The organism is Bacillus sp. FJAT-27245 (assembly GCF_001273955.1).
Classification (GTDB): domain Bacteria; phylum Bacillota; class Bacilli; order Bacillales; family Cytobacillaceae; genus Bacillus_D.
Window position 1 is genome coordinate 2539626 of record NZ_LIGI01000001.1, and the last position, 12798, is coordinate 2552423.

Here is a 12798-nt window from a genome sequence, read left to right on the forward strand (position 1 = left end):
AGGCAAGCACCAAAAACCGCAGGACGCCTGCGGTTTTTGTGTGGGCAAAAATATTATTGTATTATGAGCAATTTAAGACCAGCCACCTGTCTCCGGACTTCTGTTGTTGATCCTCCAAGGCCGGCACAGGAAACAGCCCTCCCATGAAATTTTCACTTTATCATACTTCAGCTAATTGGAGCATTTCATTCATGTCATCCTGGGCATTGCCAATCAGTTTGAGGTTGAATGCATTTTGGAGTACTTCCAGAACCCCCGATGAGATGAATTCCGGCGGTTTCGGGCCGATGCGGATATCCTTGATTCCCAGGCTGAATAAACCAAGCAAAATGGCGACCGCCTTTTGCTCAAACCAGGAAAGGACAATGCTGACCGGGAGTTCATTGACTTCGCAGCCAAACGCATCCGCGAGCGCGAGGGCAATCTTTACTGTCGACCCTGAATTATTGCACTGTCCAAGGTCGATATACCGCGGAATTTCAGTGCCAGGCACCACTCCGTAATCAACATCATTGAAGCGGAATTTTCCGCAAGATGTTGTTAGGATGACCGTTTCTGGCGGCAATGATGTTGCAAGTTCGCGGTAGTATTCCCCGCCTTTGCCTGGGGCGTCGCATCCGGCGATAACGAAGAACCGCTTGATTTTTCCTTCTTTAACCGCGGCTATCACTTCCGGCGCTAAGCCCAGGACAGTTTCATGGTGAAAGCCTGTCAGAAGGGTCTCGTCCGATTCAATAGCCGCTTCCGGAAGTTCAAGCGCCCTTTCAATGAGCGGACTGAAATCGTCATTTTCAATTTTTTGTACATTTTCAAGCCCCGCTACTTCATACGAAAACATCCTGTCCGCATAGCTGCCTTTGATCGGCATAACACAGTTAGTTGTGGCAAGGATGGCACCCGGGAATTTTTCGAACAATCGGCGCTGGTCATACCATGCCTTCCCGATATTGCCTTTCAAATGGCTGAATTTTTTCAAAGCAGGATATCCATGTGCGGGCAGCATTTCGGAATGGGTATAAATATTGATTCCCTTCCCTTCCGTTTGCCGCAGAAGTTCCTCAAGGGCGAAAAGATTGTGGCCTGTAACAACAATCGCTTTCCCCTCGACCTTGTTCTGGCTGACCCTGATTGGTTCAGGAATGCCAAGGCGTTTTGTATGCGCCTCATCAAGCATTTCCATGACCCGTACAGCGGAACGGCCTACCTTCATGGCCATATCGATATGTTCCTCTACATTGAAATTTGAATTTGTCAGTGTCATGTAAAGCGCTTCATGGGTAACTGTATCCACGAACGGATCTGTATAGCCAAGCTGGTTGGCATGGGTCCGGTAAGCGGCAATCCCTTTTAACGCGAAAATGATGGTGTCCTGGAGGCTGGCGATTGTCTCGTCTTTGCCGCATACTCCAATGACCTTGCACCCTCCGCTTGGTGTTTGTTCACATTGATAACAAAACATGATGTTTCCCCGCTTTCTTCGATAACTACTGTCCCAGAATAATCGATGTTAGCGCAAATTCCTGTGATATACATCACACATTTTCGAATGTCAAAAATCGTTCATACTTCTTTCTGATGGTTTTCACTTCTTACTCCCAGCGTACATAGGATGTGGTAGAAAATCCTGTAGAAATGGAGGAATCAACGTGCCGGAGGATGAAGTGCAGAAAAAAAACAATCAAAGAAAGCAGGAAAGGCTGCCAGCAGAGCCGTTGGATACAGTGATCCGTTCGTTCAATGATTTTTTCCAATATCCGCCCGTAAGAGGTTTTTTGCAGTCCATTGATGAATTTTTCCAAATGCCGTTTTCAGCTGTACCTTTTCATGCCGATGTGGAGGAAACGCCTGATGAATACGTCGTTACCGCCAAACTCCCAGGGGTTGACAGGGAGCGAATCCAGATTGGCATATTCCGCGACCGGGTTGTGATAGCCGTTGAAAACCGTGAGGAGCTAACCGAATCGGATGAAACTGCAGGGAGTTTTAGGCGACGAGTTACGAAAAAACTTGATTCAAGGTCGATTTCCTTTCCAAAAGCTGTCCTTGAACATAAGGCGAAAGCAACTTTTCGGAATGGCCTTTTAACGATTCGACTACCAATTGACAAAGGAAAGCAGCTGAGGATAGAGCCATAATACCAAATAAAAGGGTGCGGCAATGGCCGCACCCTTTTTCCTCATTCTGTTGAAGTATCGAGCCAATCATTGAAATATCCCCGCGGCACTTTGAAATAGTCCATCGTGAACCGCAAGAATTCATTTGTATCGACTTCCTTATAGCTGAACCGCTTATAATAATCCGATAAATAGTGCATCGCAGTTGTCTTCACATCACCATCTTCCCTTACATAACGATGGTCTTCAATTAGCTTGAACAGCTTTAGGGCCGGCTGTCCGTAGACAAATCCTGTATGCTTGACTTTGTCCACCGGGGTATTGGAGTGTTGCCGGCTAATATTGGCCTGCTCGATGTTTTTCATTCTGTTAACCGTCAGCTCCTGGGCGATGCCAAGAGGCTCATCCTCTTTAATGTAAAAATACATATTGGTCGCAAACTCGGTAAACCCTTCATCAATCCATGGTTCGTTAAATGGATCGTTTGCGACAACCCCATAAAAATATTGGTGGGCGATTTCGTGGACGATTGAAATATTGAAAAATTTATCAAATTCATGGTAAGGGTTTACTGTTACGATTCCCGGGTATTCCATGTTCTGGCCAAGATCGAGGACAATATCGAGCTGTTTATGTGGATATTCGCCGATATTTTTTTGAAAAAAGGAAAGGGCGTTTTTGGCGAGCTCAAGTGCCTCTCTCGGATTCCGATTATGGTCCTCTTTTGTATAAAGCCTGATTGATACTCCATTGGAATCTGTTTTATAAACCTTCATATCATTTGTGATGGCAATGAAGAAATCCCTTACTTTTTTCGCCTTCACTTCCCCTTTCCGGGTCTCGGATACGGGATCGCCATCAGAAGTAGAAATGAACGAATAGCCCTTTGGAAGTTCATATCTTACAGTATAGTCGGAAAATCCTGTATGGAATGTTTCAAGGCCGTTAGAAAATTCGCCTTTATTCCATTTTCCGTCCTGGAATGTGGCAAGCATCGGATACCATTGGGCAAGATAAAATTGATTCCCTATCCTTGATAGCCTGCTTCCTTCCTCAGGAAGTTCAAGAGTATAATCGAAGGCCGCTTCCGCTTTGCCCCTTTTGCCCAATTTTTTAGGCAGTTTCACTTTTAGGGTATCGTTTTCAAGTGTATAGGAAGCTTTTTTGCCATCAATGCGAACAGAAGTGAAATGGACCGTGGAATGCCCTTTCACAGTTTCATATGGGTGGCCCTCCGTAAAAGAATTTGGAATAAAGTAAAACACAAGTTCATTCCATTCCTTTTTCGAAATGTTTTTCACATTAACCTTAGCCTGAATGGAAAACTTGCCTGTTCCATTCATCTTTACGTTCAGGCCATAGTCTGCCTGGCTAAAATTTTTCACGCCAACATTGTTATTCCGTGTTACATATACGAACGTTCCTGAAAAAATCAAAACAGCGGCCAGGATTGCAAAGAATAGTTTTTCCCCTTTTGGCGGCCACCATTTCACAGCCTTCCCAAATTCCTTTCGCTTAGGCTGTAGGACCGGTTCAAAGCCAGTCTTAATCCATGGCATCCGCTGATAATTGGACTGGAACCTGTTTTTCAGGCCATTTGCGAGCAGGCTGAACGATAAAGTTGTACCCAAAAGGATAGCCAATGGAACGAGGAGGACGTGATAGGTTCCGTACACATTTCCCCTTGCCTGGCCGACCAGGCCCGCCAGTTCATTTGTCAACGATATATAAATGACAGGGTCGAAGGTCATAATTGTGCCGCCGACGAAAATATTGACGAGGGCGAGCTGTCCCATAATCGTTATGACATAAACAATTTCCAGGATGAACATGACTGTTAGCGATTCTTTCATCTGCGGAAAAATATGCCGCCAAATAATCCTGTTCCTTCCCGCACCAAGGCTTTTCGCTGCTTCAACATAAACGGATTTGCTGATTTCTTCTGTTTTTTTCCTAATGGAAGAAACGATGCTAGGGGTGCCGATCACTGCGGCGGCAACTATGAAATAAGTGATTAATTTACTCGGCTTAAGCACCGGGTTAATGCTAATCGGAATAAGGAAAAAATACAGGATAATGAATAACGGCACATAGCTCCACGCATTTTCAAAGGCCACTACCCAGCCCGGAACCCGTTTCATTGTTCCGGAATAGAGCCCAATCAGCGTTCCGGCTGCCATTTTCAATACCGTTACCGCGATTGAAATCAGGACAGTGTACCGTATGCCATGGAGTACAAGTGTCAAAAGGTCATAGCCCCACCTGTTCGTGCCCAATGGGTATTCCTTCATTGTAAATGGTTCAATTGGCGGGGCAATAATTGTTCCGCCCACATATTTCGCTTCCAATTGCTCAGACAAGCTGTAAGGCGCAAGAATTCCACCGAACGCCGCCAATAACAAAAGAATGGCGACAAAAGTTACCCCGAGATAATATGAATAATTTATCTGGAAAATTCTATTCATAGATAAAACCCCGTTTGAATAAAAAAATGGCAATCCTGACCGCGGCGTACGTAATCAGGGACATAAGGAGCATCGAAAACAGGCCGATGGCAACAGGCTGAATTGCCCCATTTAGAAAGATAAATTTCGTAATGCCGGGAACATTCAATAAGTATTCGATAATAAAAAGATTTCCGACCGCCAATGAAACTACCTTCGTTAATTCAGCGTTGATAAACGGTTCAATATTCTTGAAAACATGCTGAAAATTAATGGTATTCGCCCCTAGGCCTTTTGCAACCGCCGTTCTGACAAAGTCCTCCCCGCTTGTTTGATAATATTTCACCGCGACTATTTTAAACAAATAGAGCGACGGCGCAATCGACGTCAAAAGCATAGGGAACCAAATATTGAGCGCGCCCGCATTTGGCGTAAGGGATACAACTCTGATGCCGGTAGCTTTATAAAATTTTATGGCCATAATAAGTGAAACGATAATCAGGATAAAATCCGGAACGGCAGCAAGAATATTCAGAAGAACATTAACCAGCCTTGTCAGCTTAAAACGGCTTATGAAAATACCAAAAATAAGGCTGAACACAACCCCAATGCCTACCCCTGCCAGAATGATGGAGAGGCTCGTCAAAAAATTGTCTCCAATATCTTCCGAAATGGCCCGTTCCCTTCCCGCCAATTCGTATGTACCGAGGCTTCCGCTTAAGATATGGCTAAAAAAGGAGCCAAATAGTTCTGGCGCCTGTTCCAAATTCCATTTTAATGACTGCGTGCTGTAGTCTATTTGCAAAAATGAAGGCAATGCCGCGAGAAACAAAATAAGGATGATAATAATAATCCCCTGCTGAATAAGCCGTATCATATAGTCCCCCCCTCCAATATGGACGAAAATGTTATGAGAATGTTACAAATGTCTCATTATTTAAACAATTGGCATAGTTCAACGTAGCATAATTGAAATTAAATGAAAAGAAAATTGCCAAAAAAAGAAAACAGCGGTTTGCTGTTTCCTTATCTTCAAGCATTTTTTTAATAGATCACTGTTAAACATGTCAAAGTAATTATTGTAATCCCGCGCCAGCTCGCTGTTCTTTATGCTTTAAATATCCCGCCCAGCCCCTTTAGAAGGGCGGAAGCCTGGCTAACTGCGTTGATTGCCTGGCCAGCCGTATTGACCATTTTCGTGATATCCAGTGAACCATCCTGTGATTTGAATGAACTTAGGACGGAGTTCATCGCGCCTGGCTGTTTAGGCTGGAATTGATTTTTGGGATATGGGTTCACCGGAAAATAAGGGTTAAAGCCTGTTTGCGGAGTCTGATAGCCACTCTCGGCCGGCTCAAGCGGGTTTTGAAAAAGGAAATGGCTTCCCTGTTCCCCGAAGTAAGCTTGCTGGTGGGGATAAACGCCTCCAGCCGGGGAAGGGTTTCCCGGGTGGTAACCGCCTTGATATAATGGCTGCCCCATTCCAATGTTCATTGGCTGCGGAGGGTAAAATCCGTAAGGCTGCTGTTGTGGCATCAGTGGCTGTGGCATCCCGTGAAACATATTGCTGCGTAAATGTTCCCGATTCACTCGCATTCCTTCCTCCCTCTCCTCACACGATCTCCTATACGATACAATATGTCGCGAAAAGAAACGTGGTGCATCAGCAGGGTAATGTCGGAATATGGTGGCAGATGTCGGAAGTCTCAATTTTTGAAAAAAAAGGATTTCAGCCTGTACCATGGTAAGATGGAAAAAACGTTGAAAGGGGCGCTTTGAATGGATACTGTAAAATTGAAGGCCATTTTTTCGCAAACCCATGGCAATAGTGACGCATGTGCCAATGAATTAAGGGATTATGCCAGGAAGCTCTATGTTGAAAATGAGATTTCCGCCTTGGAATTCAGGCAGCTTATCCGCGACCTTGAAGCAGAGGGAGCTACTGTACCCGATTGCGCCGAAGATAAACTTTTAACGTAAGCGCTTGCCCGCCCCGCCGGCGGGTTTGCCGGGTTGGCCGGACTGTAATTTTTCCAGTAAAGCATGAAGTGTATATTCGACTGTCCTGCTAGCATTGACAAACGTATAGCGGCTTGTCTTTACAAAAAACGCCTGGATGGACAGATTTTCAATATGCTCGCGCGCAATCTCAATTTGCCTCTGGCCAATGCCAATTCCATCAAGGAAATCAGCCTGCCGGAAAGCCTCATCCCTCCATTGGTCACTTATTTTCCTGTCTCTTATACACATCTAGATGTGTATAAGAGACAGCACTGGCGGTGATACCGGCGGAGGTGGTACTGGCGGTGGCACCGGCGGAGGTGGTACTGGCGGTGGCGCCGGCGGAGGTGGTACTGGCGGAGGTACTGGCGGCGGCACCGGCGGAGGAGGCACCGGCGGTGGCACTGGCGGTGGCACTGGAGGCGATACTGGCGGAGGCACTGGCGGTGATACCGGCGGAGGTGGTACTGGCGGTGGCACCGGCGGAGGTGGTACTGGCGGTGGCACCGGCGGAGGTGGTACTGGCGGAGGTACTGGCGGCGGCACCGGCGGAGGAGGCACCGGCGGTGGCACTGGCGGCGGTACCGGCGGAGGCTGATTCTTTAAAAACAAGTAAAGGAAAGCGCCTGGCTTAATGAGCCGGGCGCTTCTTTATTGATTATGTTTCTCTTTCGCTAGCTTTACCATAAAACTCCTATATTGCTCATTCATGAGCTCGCCAAGTTGGATAAAGGAATGGAACAAATCCGGCCGATCCATCAAAAATTGAATCCTGTCCCCGCAATTCACCGGTTTTACGAACAGGCCGCAGATATCGGGCAAACATGCCAATGACACAGGCTGTCCATTGCTCCAGAACAAAACATGCAAAAACAGCCCTACTCCCTTTCTCATGGAGGATTCAATTAATGCCTTATCCCTCTTTTTAAAAGCTAGTGAGATTTCTTCCCGCAAACAGCCCCATGCATCATATAGCATCGGCACGGATTGGCCAGGCTTCTCCCATGGCCTCTGATTTCCCCCGCCATCCGAGTAATGTGCAATTTCATGTAAAAACAAGGTGACATCGGCTGTAATGGCGGTTGGCCGTTCAATTAATTGTTTAAAATACGGATGGTCCAAACTGGAAGGAACATGTTCCGTCATTTTTTAACAAGCCCTTTCATCCGCTTTTTTCCTTCCCTGCATACGGTTAGCAAAGGACAATCAGGGCATTGGGGATTTTGGGCCTTGCAATGGTATCGTCCGAAGAAAATCATCCGGTGGTGGGTGATTGACCATTCATCCCTTGGCACCTTTCTCATGAGTGTCTTCTCCACTTCAAGAACCGAGTCTTTCCACCTGCAGATTCCAAGCCGTTTGCTAACCCTCTCCACATGTGTATCAACCGCGATTGCCGGAATGCCGTAAGCCACGGAAACGACGACATTGGCAGTTTTCCTACCTACTCCCGGCAGCTTTGTCAATTCATCCCGGTCATTTGGAACTACCCCTCCATAGCACTCAAGGAGCATGGAACAAAGCTTTTGGATGTTTTTCGCCTTGTTCCGGAATAAACCGATTGACCGGATATCATTTTGTAATTCTTCAAGAGAGACGTTTAAATAGTCCTGGGGTGTTTTGTATTTTTTAAAAAGTGACTCGGTCACTTTATTGACTAGTACATCGGTACATTGCGCTGACAGGGCCACCGCGATAACCAGTTCAAATGGGTTTGAATGGTTCAATTCACAATGGGCTTCCGGAAACATCCGGCCCATTTCATCAAGGCAAAAACGAATTTGGTCTTTGTTCAACAAAAGGGTTCACCTGCTTTTCTTAGTCTACGCAAACGATTCATCCATGCAAAGCAAAAACGAGAGAAGTTACTCTCTCGCTAAGGAAACCGGCATTACTGATCCAGCCAATTGTAAAATGGCACGGCGGCCGCTGGCTGGCTTTGGCGGTCGGGAAAGCTCTGCCTTGCCTGCTGGCGCTGCCTGAATTTCTGGCTTTGCGATCTTGCCTGCTCGATGGTTTTTATTCCGTTCTTTTTCCACTCAAACAGGATGCGGTCAATGTAACGGAAATTAAGTTTTCCGGACATGACGGCTTCCCGTAAAGCCGCCTTGATAATTTGCGGGGCGTGTTTGTCATCGTCCACCCACATCGCGAGCGTTTCGCACTCAAAAGGAGAAAGCGGCCGGCCGAATTCCTTCTCAAAAACAGTGTACAAGTCAGATTCTTCGGACTTTCTGCCAAGTTCTTTTTCACTTTTTTGGTTCAATAGGAATTGGTCTACGAGCTTTTCCCAAAGGGGGTCCAGCGAGTATTTTTCGGAACGGATACCATCGGGGGAACTTTCATCGATGATTTCTATGTAGCCTTTTTGAATCAATCTCCTAAGCAAATCGGTGCACTCGTTAATGGAAATCGTCATCCGCGAAGAAAGCTCTTCCGGGGTGGGGAAATTATTCCCTTTCTGTGTAAAGGCTAGTATGTTCAAAACAATGGCCAGGTCATATTCAGTCAGTTTTAAATTCCTGTATTCGGAAAAGAGCAAAGAAGGTATTGTCACATTTCCTTCATGCATCCACGCAAGGATACCCGTTTTCATAATTCGACACCTCCCTTTCAGTATAACATGAACAAGCCGGGCAGGTAAGGTGTTCAGGCGGACTCTTTTTTTGGAAAACGGGCCGGCTGATTATTTATCTAAGGCACGTTAACTTATCTGTTAGTTTCTGATCGCTTGGGGAAAGCTTCCACAAATAGTCCGGTACGGTACGGTACCATCCGCTCCAATCCACAAGTAAAAATCATCACTCATCCTTATACAATAAACTTGATGATACCAATTAACTTTATCCTCACCATTCCTATTTATTGAGATAAGAAACCCGCCAAAAAGAGTAGTTGGCGGGTTTTACAAAGAATTATGGATAAAGCCTGTTCAGCAAACGAGGGAATGGTATGGTTTCCCTGACGTGTTCGACTCCGCTGATCCATGCGACGGTTCTTTCCAGGCCGAGGCCAAAGCCCGAATGAGGGACCGAGCCGTATTTTCTAAGCTCGAGATACCAATTATATGTTTCCAGCGGCAGGTTATGCTCTTCCAGCCTCTTTTTAAGCAGATCATAATTATGGATACGCTCGGAGCCGCCAATAATTTCGCCATAGCCCTCAGGAGCAATCATATCAGCGCATAAAACCACGTCATCACGTTCCGGATGAGGCTGCATGTAGAATGGTTTCAGGCCGGTAGGATAATGAATGATGAATACCGGCTTGTCATAGCTTTCCGCAATGGCGGTTTCATGCGGCGCCCCCAAGTCATCACCCCACTGGATATCGTCAAACCCTTTTTCATGAAGGAGCTTGATTGCATCATCATACGTAATGCGCGGAAATGGCGCCTTGATTTGTTCTAGCTTTGATACATCCCTGCCGAGGGTTTTAAGCTCTAGCTGGCAATTTTTCAGGACGGATTGAACGAGATACGACACGTACTCTTCCTGGACGACAAGGCTTTCTTCATGATCCGTGAATGCCATTTCCGGCTCCATCATCCAGAATTCAATCAAATGCCTTCTCGTTTTTGATTTTTCCGCGCGGAATGTCGGCCCGAACGAAAAAACCTTGCCAAGCGCCATGGCTGCCGCTTCCAAATGAAGCTGGCCGCTTTGGGAGAGGAATGCATCTTCTTCGAAATACTTCGTATGGAATAACTCTGTTGTTCCTTCCGGCGAGCTGCCAGTCAAAATTGGCGGATCCACCTTAACAAACCCGTTATTATTAAAGAATTCATACGTTGCACGGATAATTTCATTCCGGATTTTCATGATGGCATGCTGGCGTTTGGAACGCAGCCATAAATGCCGGTTATCCATCAGGAATTCCGTCCCGTGTTCCTTTGGGGTGATCGGGTAATCCGATGCTAGCTGAAGAACTTCGATTCCCTTCACGTTCAATTCATAGCCAAACGGGGAACGTTCATCCTTCTGGACGACGCCAGTCACATACATGGATGATTCCTGTGTTACTGTTTTTGCTGCCTGGAATACTTCTTCGGCAACCTCATTTTTGACAACGACACCCTGGATGAATCCGGTGCCATCCCTCAATTGAAGGAAGGCGATTTTCCCGCTTGAACGTTTGTTGGCAAGCCAGGCCCCAATCTTCACTTCTTCCCCAACATATTTGTGGACTTCTGCAATCGTTGATTTAATCACTGTTTTTTCCCTCCAAAACTAGCAAGACAATTTCTATGTATCACCCTATTATACAATTGTAAAAATCCTCTAGCAAGGGAACTGGAAAACAGTTCCCCCACTAAGGTCTATTTTCGGATTTTCCCAGTGACAAATGCCTTTATCCTGCGGATGGCTTCTTCGAGATTTTCAAGAGAAGTTGCATACGAAAGCCGGATATTGTCCGGTGCGCCAAAACCAGAGCCCGGAACGACGGCCACTTTCGCTTCTACAAGGAGTGCTTCCGAAAATTCATCCGCATCTCTATACCCGCATGACTCCACAGCTTCTTTCACATTTGGGAATAGATAGAACGCGCCCTGCGGCTTTAGGCAGCTAAAGCCCGGAATGGCAACAAGTTCAGGGAATACTTTCTCCAGCCTGCTTTCAAATGCTGTGCGCATTTCCTCCACCGGATCCTGCGTACCCCTGTAGGCTTCAATTGTTGCGTACTGGGCAGTTGTAGTCGGGTTGGAGGTGCTGTGGCTAGCCAGATTGGTCATCGCTTCGATGATTTCCTTATTTCCCGCCGCATAGCCAATCCTCCATCCTGTCATCGAATGCGATTTTGACACGCCATTCACGATAATCGTTTGTTCCTTTAATTCTGGGGAAATTTGGGCAATCGAAACGTGTTTAATCTCCCTATAAACGAGCTTTTCGTATATTTCATCGGATACGATAAGCACATTGTGTTTGAGGCAAATTTCACCGAGCGCTTCAAGTTCGTCCTTTGAATAAACCATTCCGGTCGGGTTTCCGGGAGAATTGATGATGACCGCTTTTGTTTTATCAGAGATGGCGCCTTCAAGCTGCTTCGGGCTGATTTTGAATTGGCTGTCTTCCTTGCATTCAACGATAACCGGTACACCTCCGGCCAGTTTCACCTGCTCCGGGTAGCTAACCCAGTATGGGGAAGGGATAATCACCTCGTCGCCCTCGTCCAGCAAAACTTGAAAAAGTGTGTACAGAATATGCTTTGCGCCATTTCCGACGATGATTTCATTCATCGCGTAATTGATTCCCTGGTCTTTGGAGAATTTTTCCGAAATCACTTTTTTCAATTCCGGGAGGCCTGCGGAAGGTGTATATTTTGTGTGGCCTTCATCCATCGATTTCTTGGCTGCCTCGAGTATATGTTCTGGAGTGTTGAAATCAGGTTCACCTGCTCCGAGTCCAATGATTCCATGCCCCTGGCTTTGCAGTTCCTTTGCTTTTGCTGTGATTGCCAGAGTCGGGGATGGGGACAATGCGAGCACCCTGCGGGCCAATTTTGTTTCCATTTCTGTTACCTCCAACTTGATTAAAGATTCTCTATTAATTTGTACATTTCTCCGGTGTCAAAATGCACGTAATAGTAATTTAATAAACCATTCCCCGACGTATAATAGACCTCCCAGAATGGAACGCCTTTTTCCATTCCCGGCCTGACAGAAATGATTTTTTTCGGGTGTTTTTCATTTTGGACCTTGTTCATGGCCTGGCTTTTCGTAACGCCGTCTCCTAGCTTCCTGACCACGGCTTCCCCGCCTTTTTGCGGAATCCAGGCGATGATTTCCTGTCCTTTTTTATTCGTGCCCTTTACAACGTAAACTGTTTCGTTGCCGTTATACAAATAGAAACGGTCCGTTTTTATCATTCCCGCTTCTTCCCCGGCTAATTGGAATGCCTTCTGTTCAGCCGCCCTGATAGGACTGGTGGCATTGGAATAAATCCAGCCGGCAATTCCCCCGGCTAACGCGAGAAATAGAATCGTGCAGATTATAATTTTTTTCACTTCCATGCCCCTTTACGTGCGGTAAATCGTAAATATAGCCTTTGACTGATCTTCACTGTCAAGCGCAAGGCCAAACATGAGATCCCGATCCTTCAGGCACCTGTTCAACGCATCCACGACCTTATACAGGTCGGGGCTGTTCTCGATTTTTACAGTTGAAAGAATTTCAATTTTACTTTCCATAAAAACATCCTCCAGCAAATCTTCCCCGCCATTAGAATTGGGGCAGATTT

General features: G+C 46.2%; 15 protein-coding genes. 3 read left to right on the plus strand and 12 right to left on the minus strand.

Translation table 11 applies throughout. The annotated features are described in order from the left end of the window. Positions 1-160: 160 nt before the first annotated feature. Positions 161-1459, minus strand: a complete 1299-nt coding sequence (gene hcp, locus ADU24_RS12335) for a hydroxylamine reductase (protein ID WP_053366919.1) — start codon at positions 1457-1459, stop codon at positions 161-163. A 187-nt stretch (positions 1460-1646) separates the two neighbouring features. On the opposite strand from hcp, the gene ADU24_RS12340 reads away from it, so the two are divergent. Continuing rightward, a complete protein-coding gene (locus tag ADU24_RS12340) occupies positions 1647-2135 on the plus strand; it encodes an Hsp20/alpha crystallin family protein (RefSeq protein WP_053366920.1) in 489 nt (162 codons plus the stop codon). 41 nt (positions 2136-2176) lie between these two features. Here ADU24_RS12340 and ADU24_RS12345 read toward each other — a convergent pair whose 3' ends face one another. The 3 genes from ADU24_RS12345 to ADU24_RS12355 all read right to left on the minus strand — a co-directional run bounded on the left by ADU24_RS12345 (position 2177) and on the right by ADU24_RS12355 (position 6154). Further along, positions 2177-4579, minus strand: coding sequence for an ABC transporter permease subunit (locus ADU24_RS12345; protein ID WP_053366921.1), 2403 nt, complete (start codon positions 4577-4579; stop codon positions 2177-2179). Beyond that, positions 4572-5435: an ABC transporter permease subunit gene (locus ADU24_RS12350; protein WP_053366922.1), complete on the minus strand. Its 864-nt coding sequence runs from the start codon at positions 5433-5435 to the stop codon at positions 4572-4574. The genes ADU24_RS12345 and ADU24_RS12350 overlap by 8 nt, the downstream gene beginning before the upstream one ends. A 230-nt stretch (positions 5436-5665) precedes the next feature. After that, entirely contained in the window at positions 5666-6154 is a 489-nt protein-coding gene (locus tag ADU24_RS12355) for a YppG family protein (protein WP_156324575.1), read from the minus strand. Positions 6155-6337: 183 nt separating this feature from the next. Here ADU24_RS12355 and yppF point away from each other — a divergent pair, with 183 nt between their 5' ends. Then, positions 6338-6538 carry a YppF family protein gene (yppF, locus tag ADU24_RS12360; protein WP_053366924.1) on the plus strand — a complete coding sequence of 67 codons (201 nt, stop codon included), beginning with the start codon at positions 6338-6340 and terminating at the stop codon, positions 6536-6538. On the opposite strand, the gene ADU24_RS12365 is transcribed toward yppF, so the two are convergent. Next, a complete protein-coding gene (locus ADU24_RS12365; RefSeq protein ID WP_053366925.1) occupies positions 6530-6808 on the minus strand; it encodes a DUF1798 family protein in 279 nt (92 codons plus the stop codon). The two genes, yppF and ADU24_RS12365, sit on opposite strands and share 9 nt — an antisense overlap. A gap of 4 nt (positions 6809-6812) precedes the next feature. Here ADU24_RS12365 and ADU24_RS12370 point away from each other — a divergent pair, with 4 nt between their 5' ends. Further along, the gene (locus ADU24_RS12370; RefSeq protein WP_082306895.1) at positions 6813-7157 is read left to right on the plus strand and encodes a hypothetical protein; all 345 of its coding nucleotides are present in this window, start codon (positions 6813-6815) and stop codon (positions 7155-7157) included. Positions 7158-7210: 53 nt separating this feature from the next. On the opposite strand, the gene ADU24_RS12375 is transcribed toward ADU24_RS12370, so the two are convergent. The 7 genes from ADU24_RS12375 to ADU24_RS22595 form a co-directional block, all read right to left on the minus strand. Beyond that, complete coding sequence (locus ADU24_RS12375) at positions 7211-7705, minus strand: YpoC family protein (protein WP_053366927.1); 495 nt, start codon at positions 7703-7705, stop codon at positions 7211-7213. Beyond that, positions 7702-8358, minus strand: a complete 657-nt coding sequence (gene nth, locus ADU24_RS12380; protein ID WP_053366928.1) for an endonuclease III — start codon at positions 8356-8358, stop codon at positions 7702-7704. Before nth ends, ADU24_RS12375 begins: the two co-directional genes overlap by 4 nt. A gap of 92 nt (positions 8359-8450) precedes the next feature. After that, positions 8451-9155, minus strand: a complete 705-nt coding sequence (locus tag ADU24_RS12385; protein WP_053366929.1) for a DnaD domain-containing protein — start codon at positions 9153-9155, stop codon at positions 8451-8453. Between the two features lie 319 nt (positions 9156-9474). Beyond that, positions 9475-10767: an asparagine--tRNA ligase gene (asnS, locus tag ADU24_RS12390; RefSeq protein WP_156324691.1), complete on the minus strand. Its 1293-nt coding sequence runs from the start codon at positions 10765-10767 to the stop codon at positions 9475-9477. A gap of 110 nt (positions 10768-10877) precedes the next feature. Continuing rightward, positions 10878-12071, minus strand: coding sequence for a pyridoxal phosphate-dependent aminotransferase (locus ADU24_RS12395; protein ID WP_053366931.1), 1194 nt, complete (start codon positions 12069-12071; stop codon positions 10878-10880). A gap of 20 nt (positions 12072-12091) precedes the next feature. After that, positions 12092-12565, minus strand: coding sequence for a cell wall elongation regulator TseB-like domain-containing protein (locus tag ADU24_RS12400; RefSeq protein ID WP_053366932.1), 474 nt, complete (start codon positions 12563-12565; stop codon positions 12092-12094). 12 nt (positions 12566-12577) lie between these two features. Further along, positions 12578-12748 carry a YpmA family protein gene (locus ADU24_RS22595; protein WP_082306896.1) on the minus strand — a complete coding sequence of 57 codons (171 nt, stop codon included), beginning with the start codon at positions 12746-12748 and terminating at the stop codon, positions 12578-12580. Between the last annotated feature and the right edge of the window lie 50 nt (positions 12749-12798).

Bases quoted from the DNA above. Each gene is read 5' to 3' on its own strand.
- hcp (WP_053366919.1), bottom strand. From the start codon at position 1,459: ATGTTTTGTTATCAATGTGAACAAACACCAAGCGGAGGGTGCAAGGTC.
- ADU24_RS12345 (WP_053366921.1), bottom strand. From the start codon at position 4,579: ATGAATAGAATTTTCCAGATAAATTATTCATATTATCTCGGGGTAACT.
- ADU24_RS12350 (WP_053366922.1), bottom strand. From the start codon at position 5,435: ATGATACGGCTTATTCAGCAGGGGATTATTATTATCATCCTTATTTTG.
- ADU24_RS12355 (WP_156324575.1), bottom strand. From the start codon at position 6,154: ATGCGAGTGAATCGGGAACATTTACGCAGCAATATGTTTCACGGGATG.
- yppF (WP_053366924.1), top strand. From the start codon at position 6,338: ATGGATACTGTAAAATTGAAGGCCATTTTTTCGCAAACCCATGGCAAT.
- ADU24_RS12365 (WP_053366925.1), bottom strand. From the start codon at position 6,808: ATGTGTATAAGAGACAGGAAAATAAGTGACCAATGGAGGGATGAGGCT.
- ADU24_RS12370 (WP_082306895.1), top strand. From the start codon at position 6,813: ATGTGTATAAGAGACAGCACTGGCGGTGATACCGGCGGAGGTGGTACT.
- ADU24_RS12375 (WP_053366927.1), bottom strand. From the start codon at position 7,705: ATGACGGAACATGTTCCTTCCAGTTTGGACCATCCGTATTTTAAACAA.
- ADU24_RS12385 (WP_053366929.1), bottom strand. From the start codon at position 9,155: ATGAAAACGGGTATCCTTGCGTGGATGCATGAAGGAAATGTGACAATA.
- ADU24_RS12395 (WP_053366931.1), bottom strand. From the start codon at position 12,071: ATGGAAACAAAATTGGCCCGCAGGGTGCTCGCATTGTCCCCATCCCCG.
- ADU24_RS22595 (WP_082306896.1), bottom strand. From the start codon at position 12,748: ATGGAAAGTAAAATTGAAATTCTTTCAACTGTAAAAATCGAGAACAGC.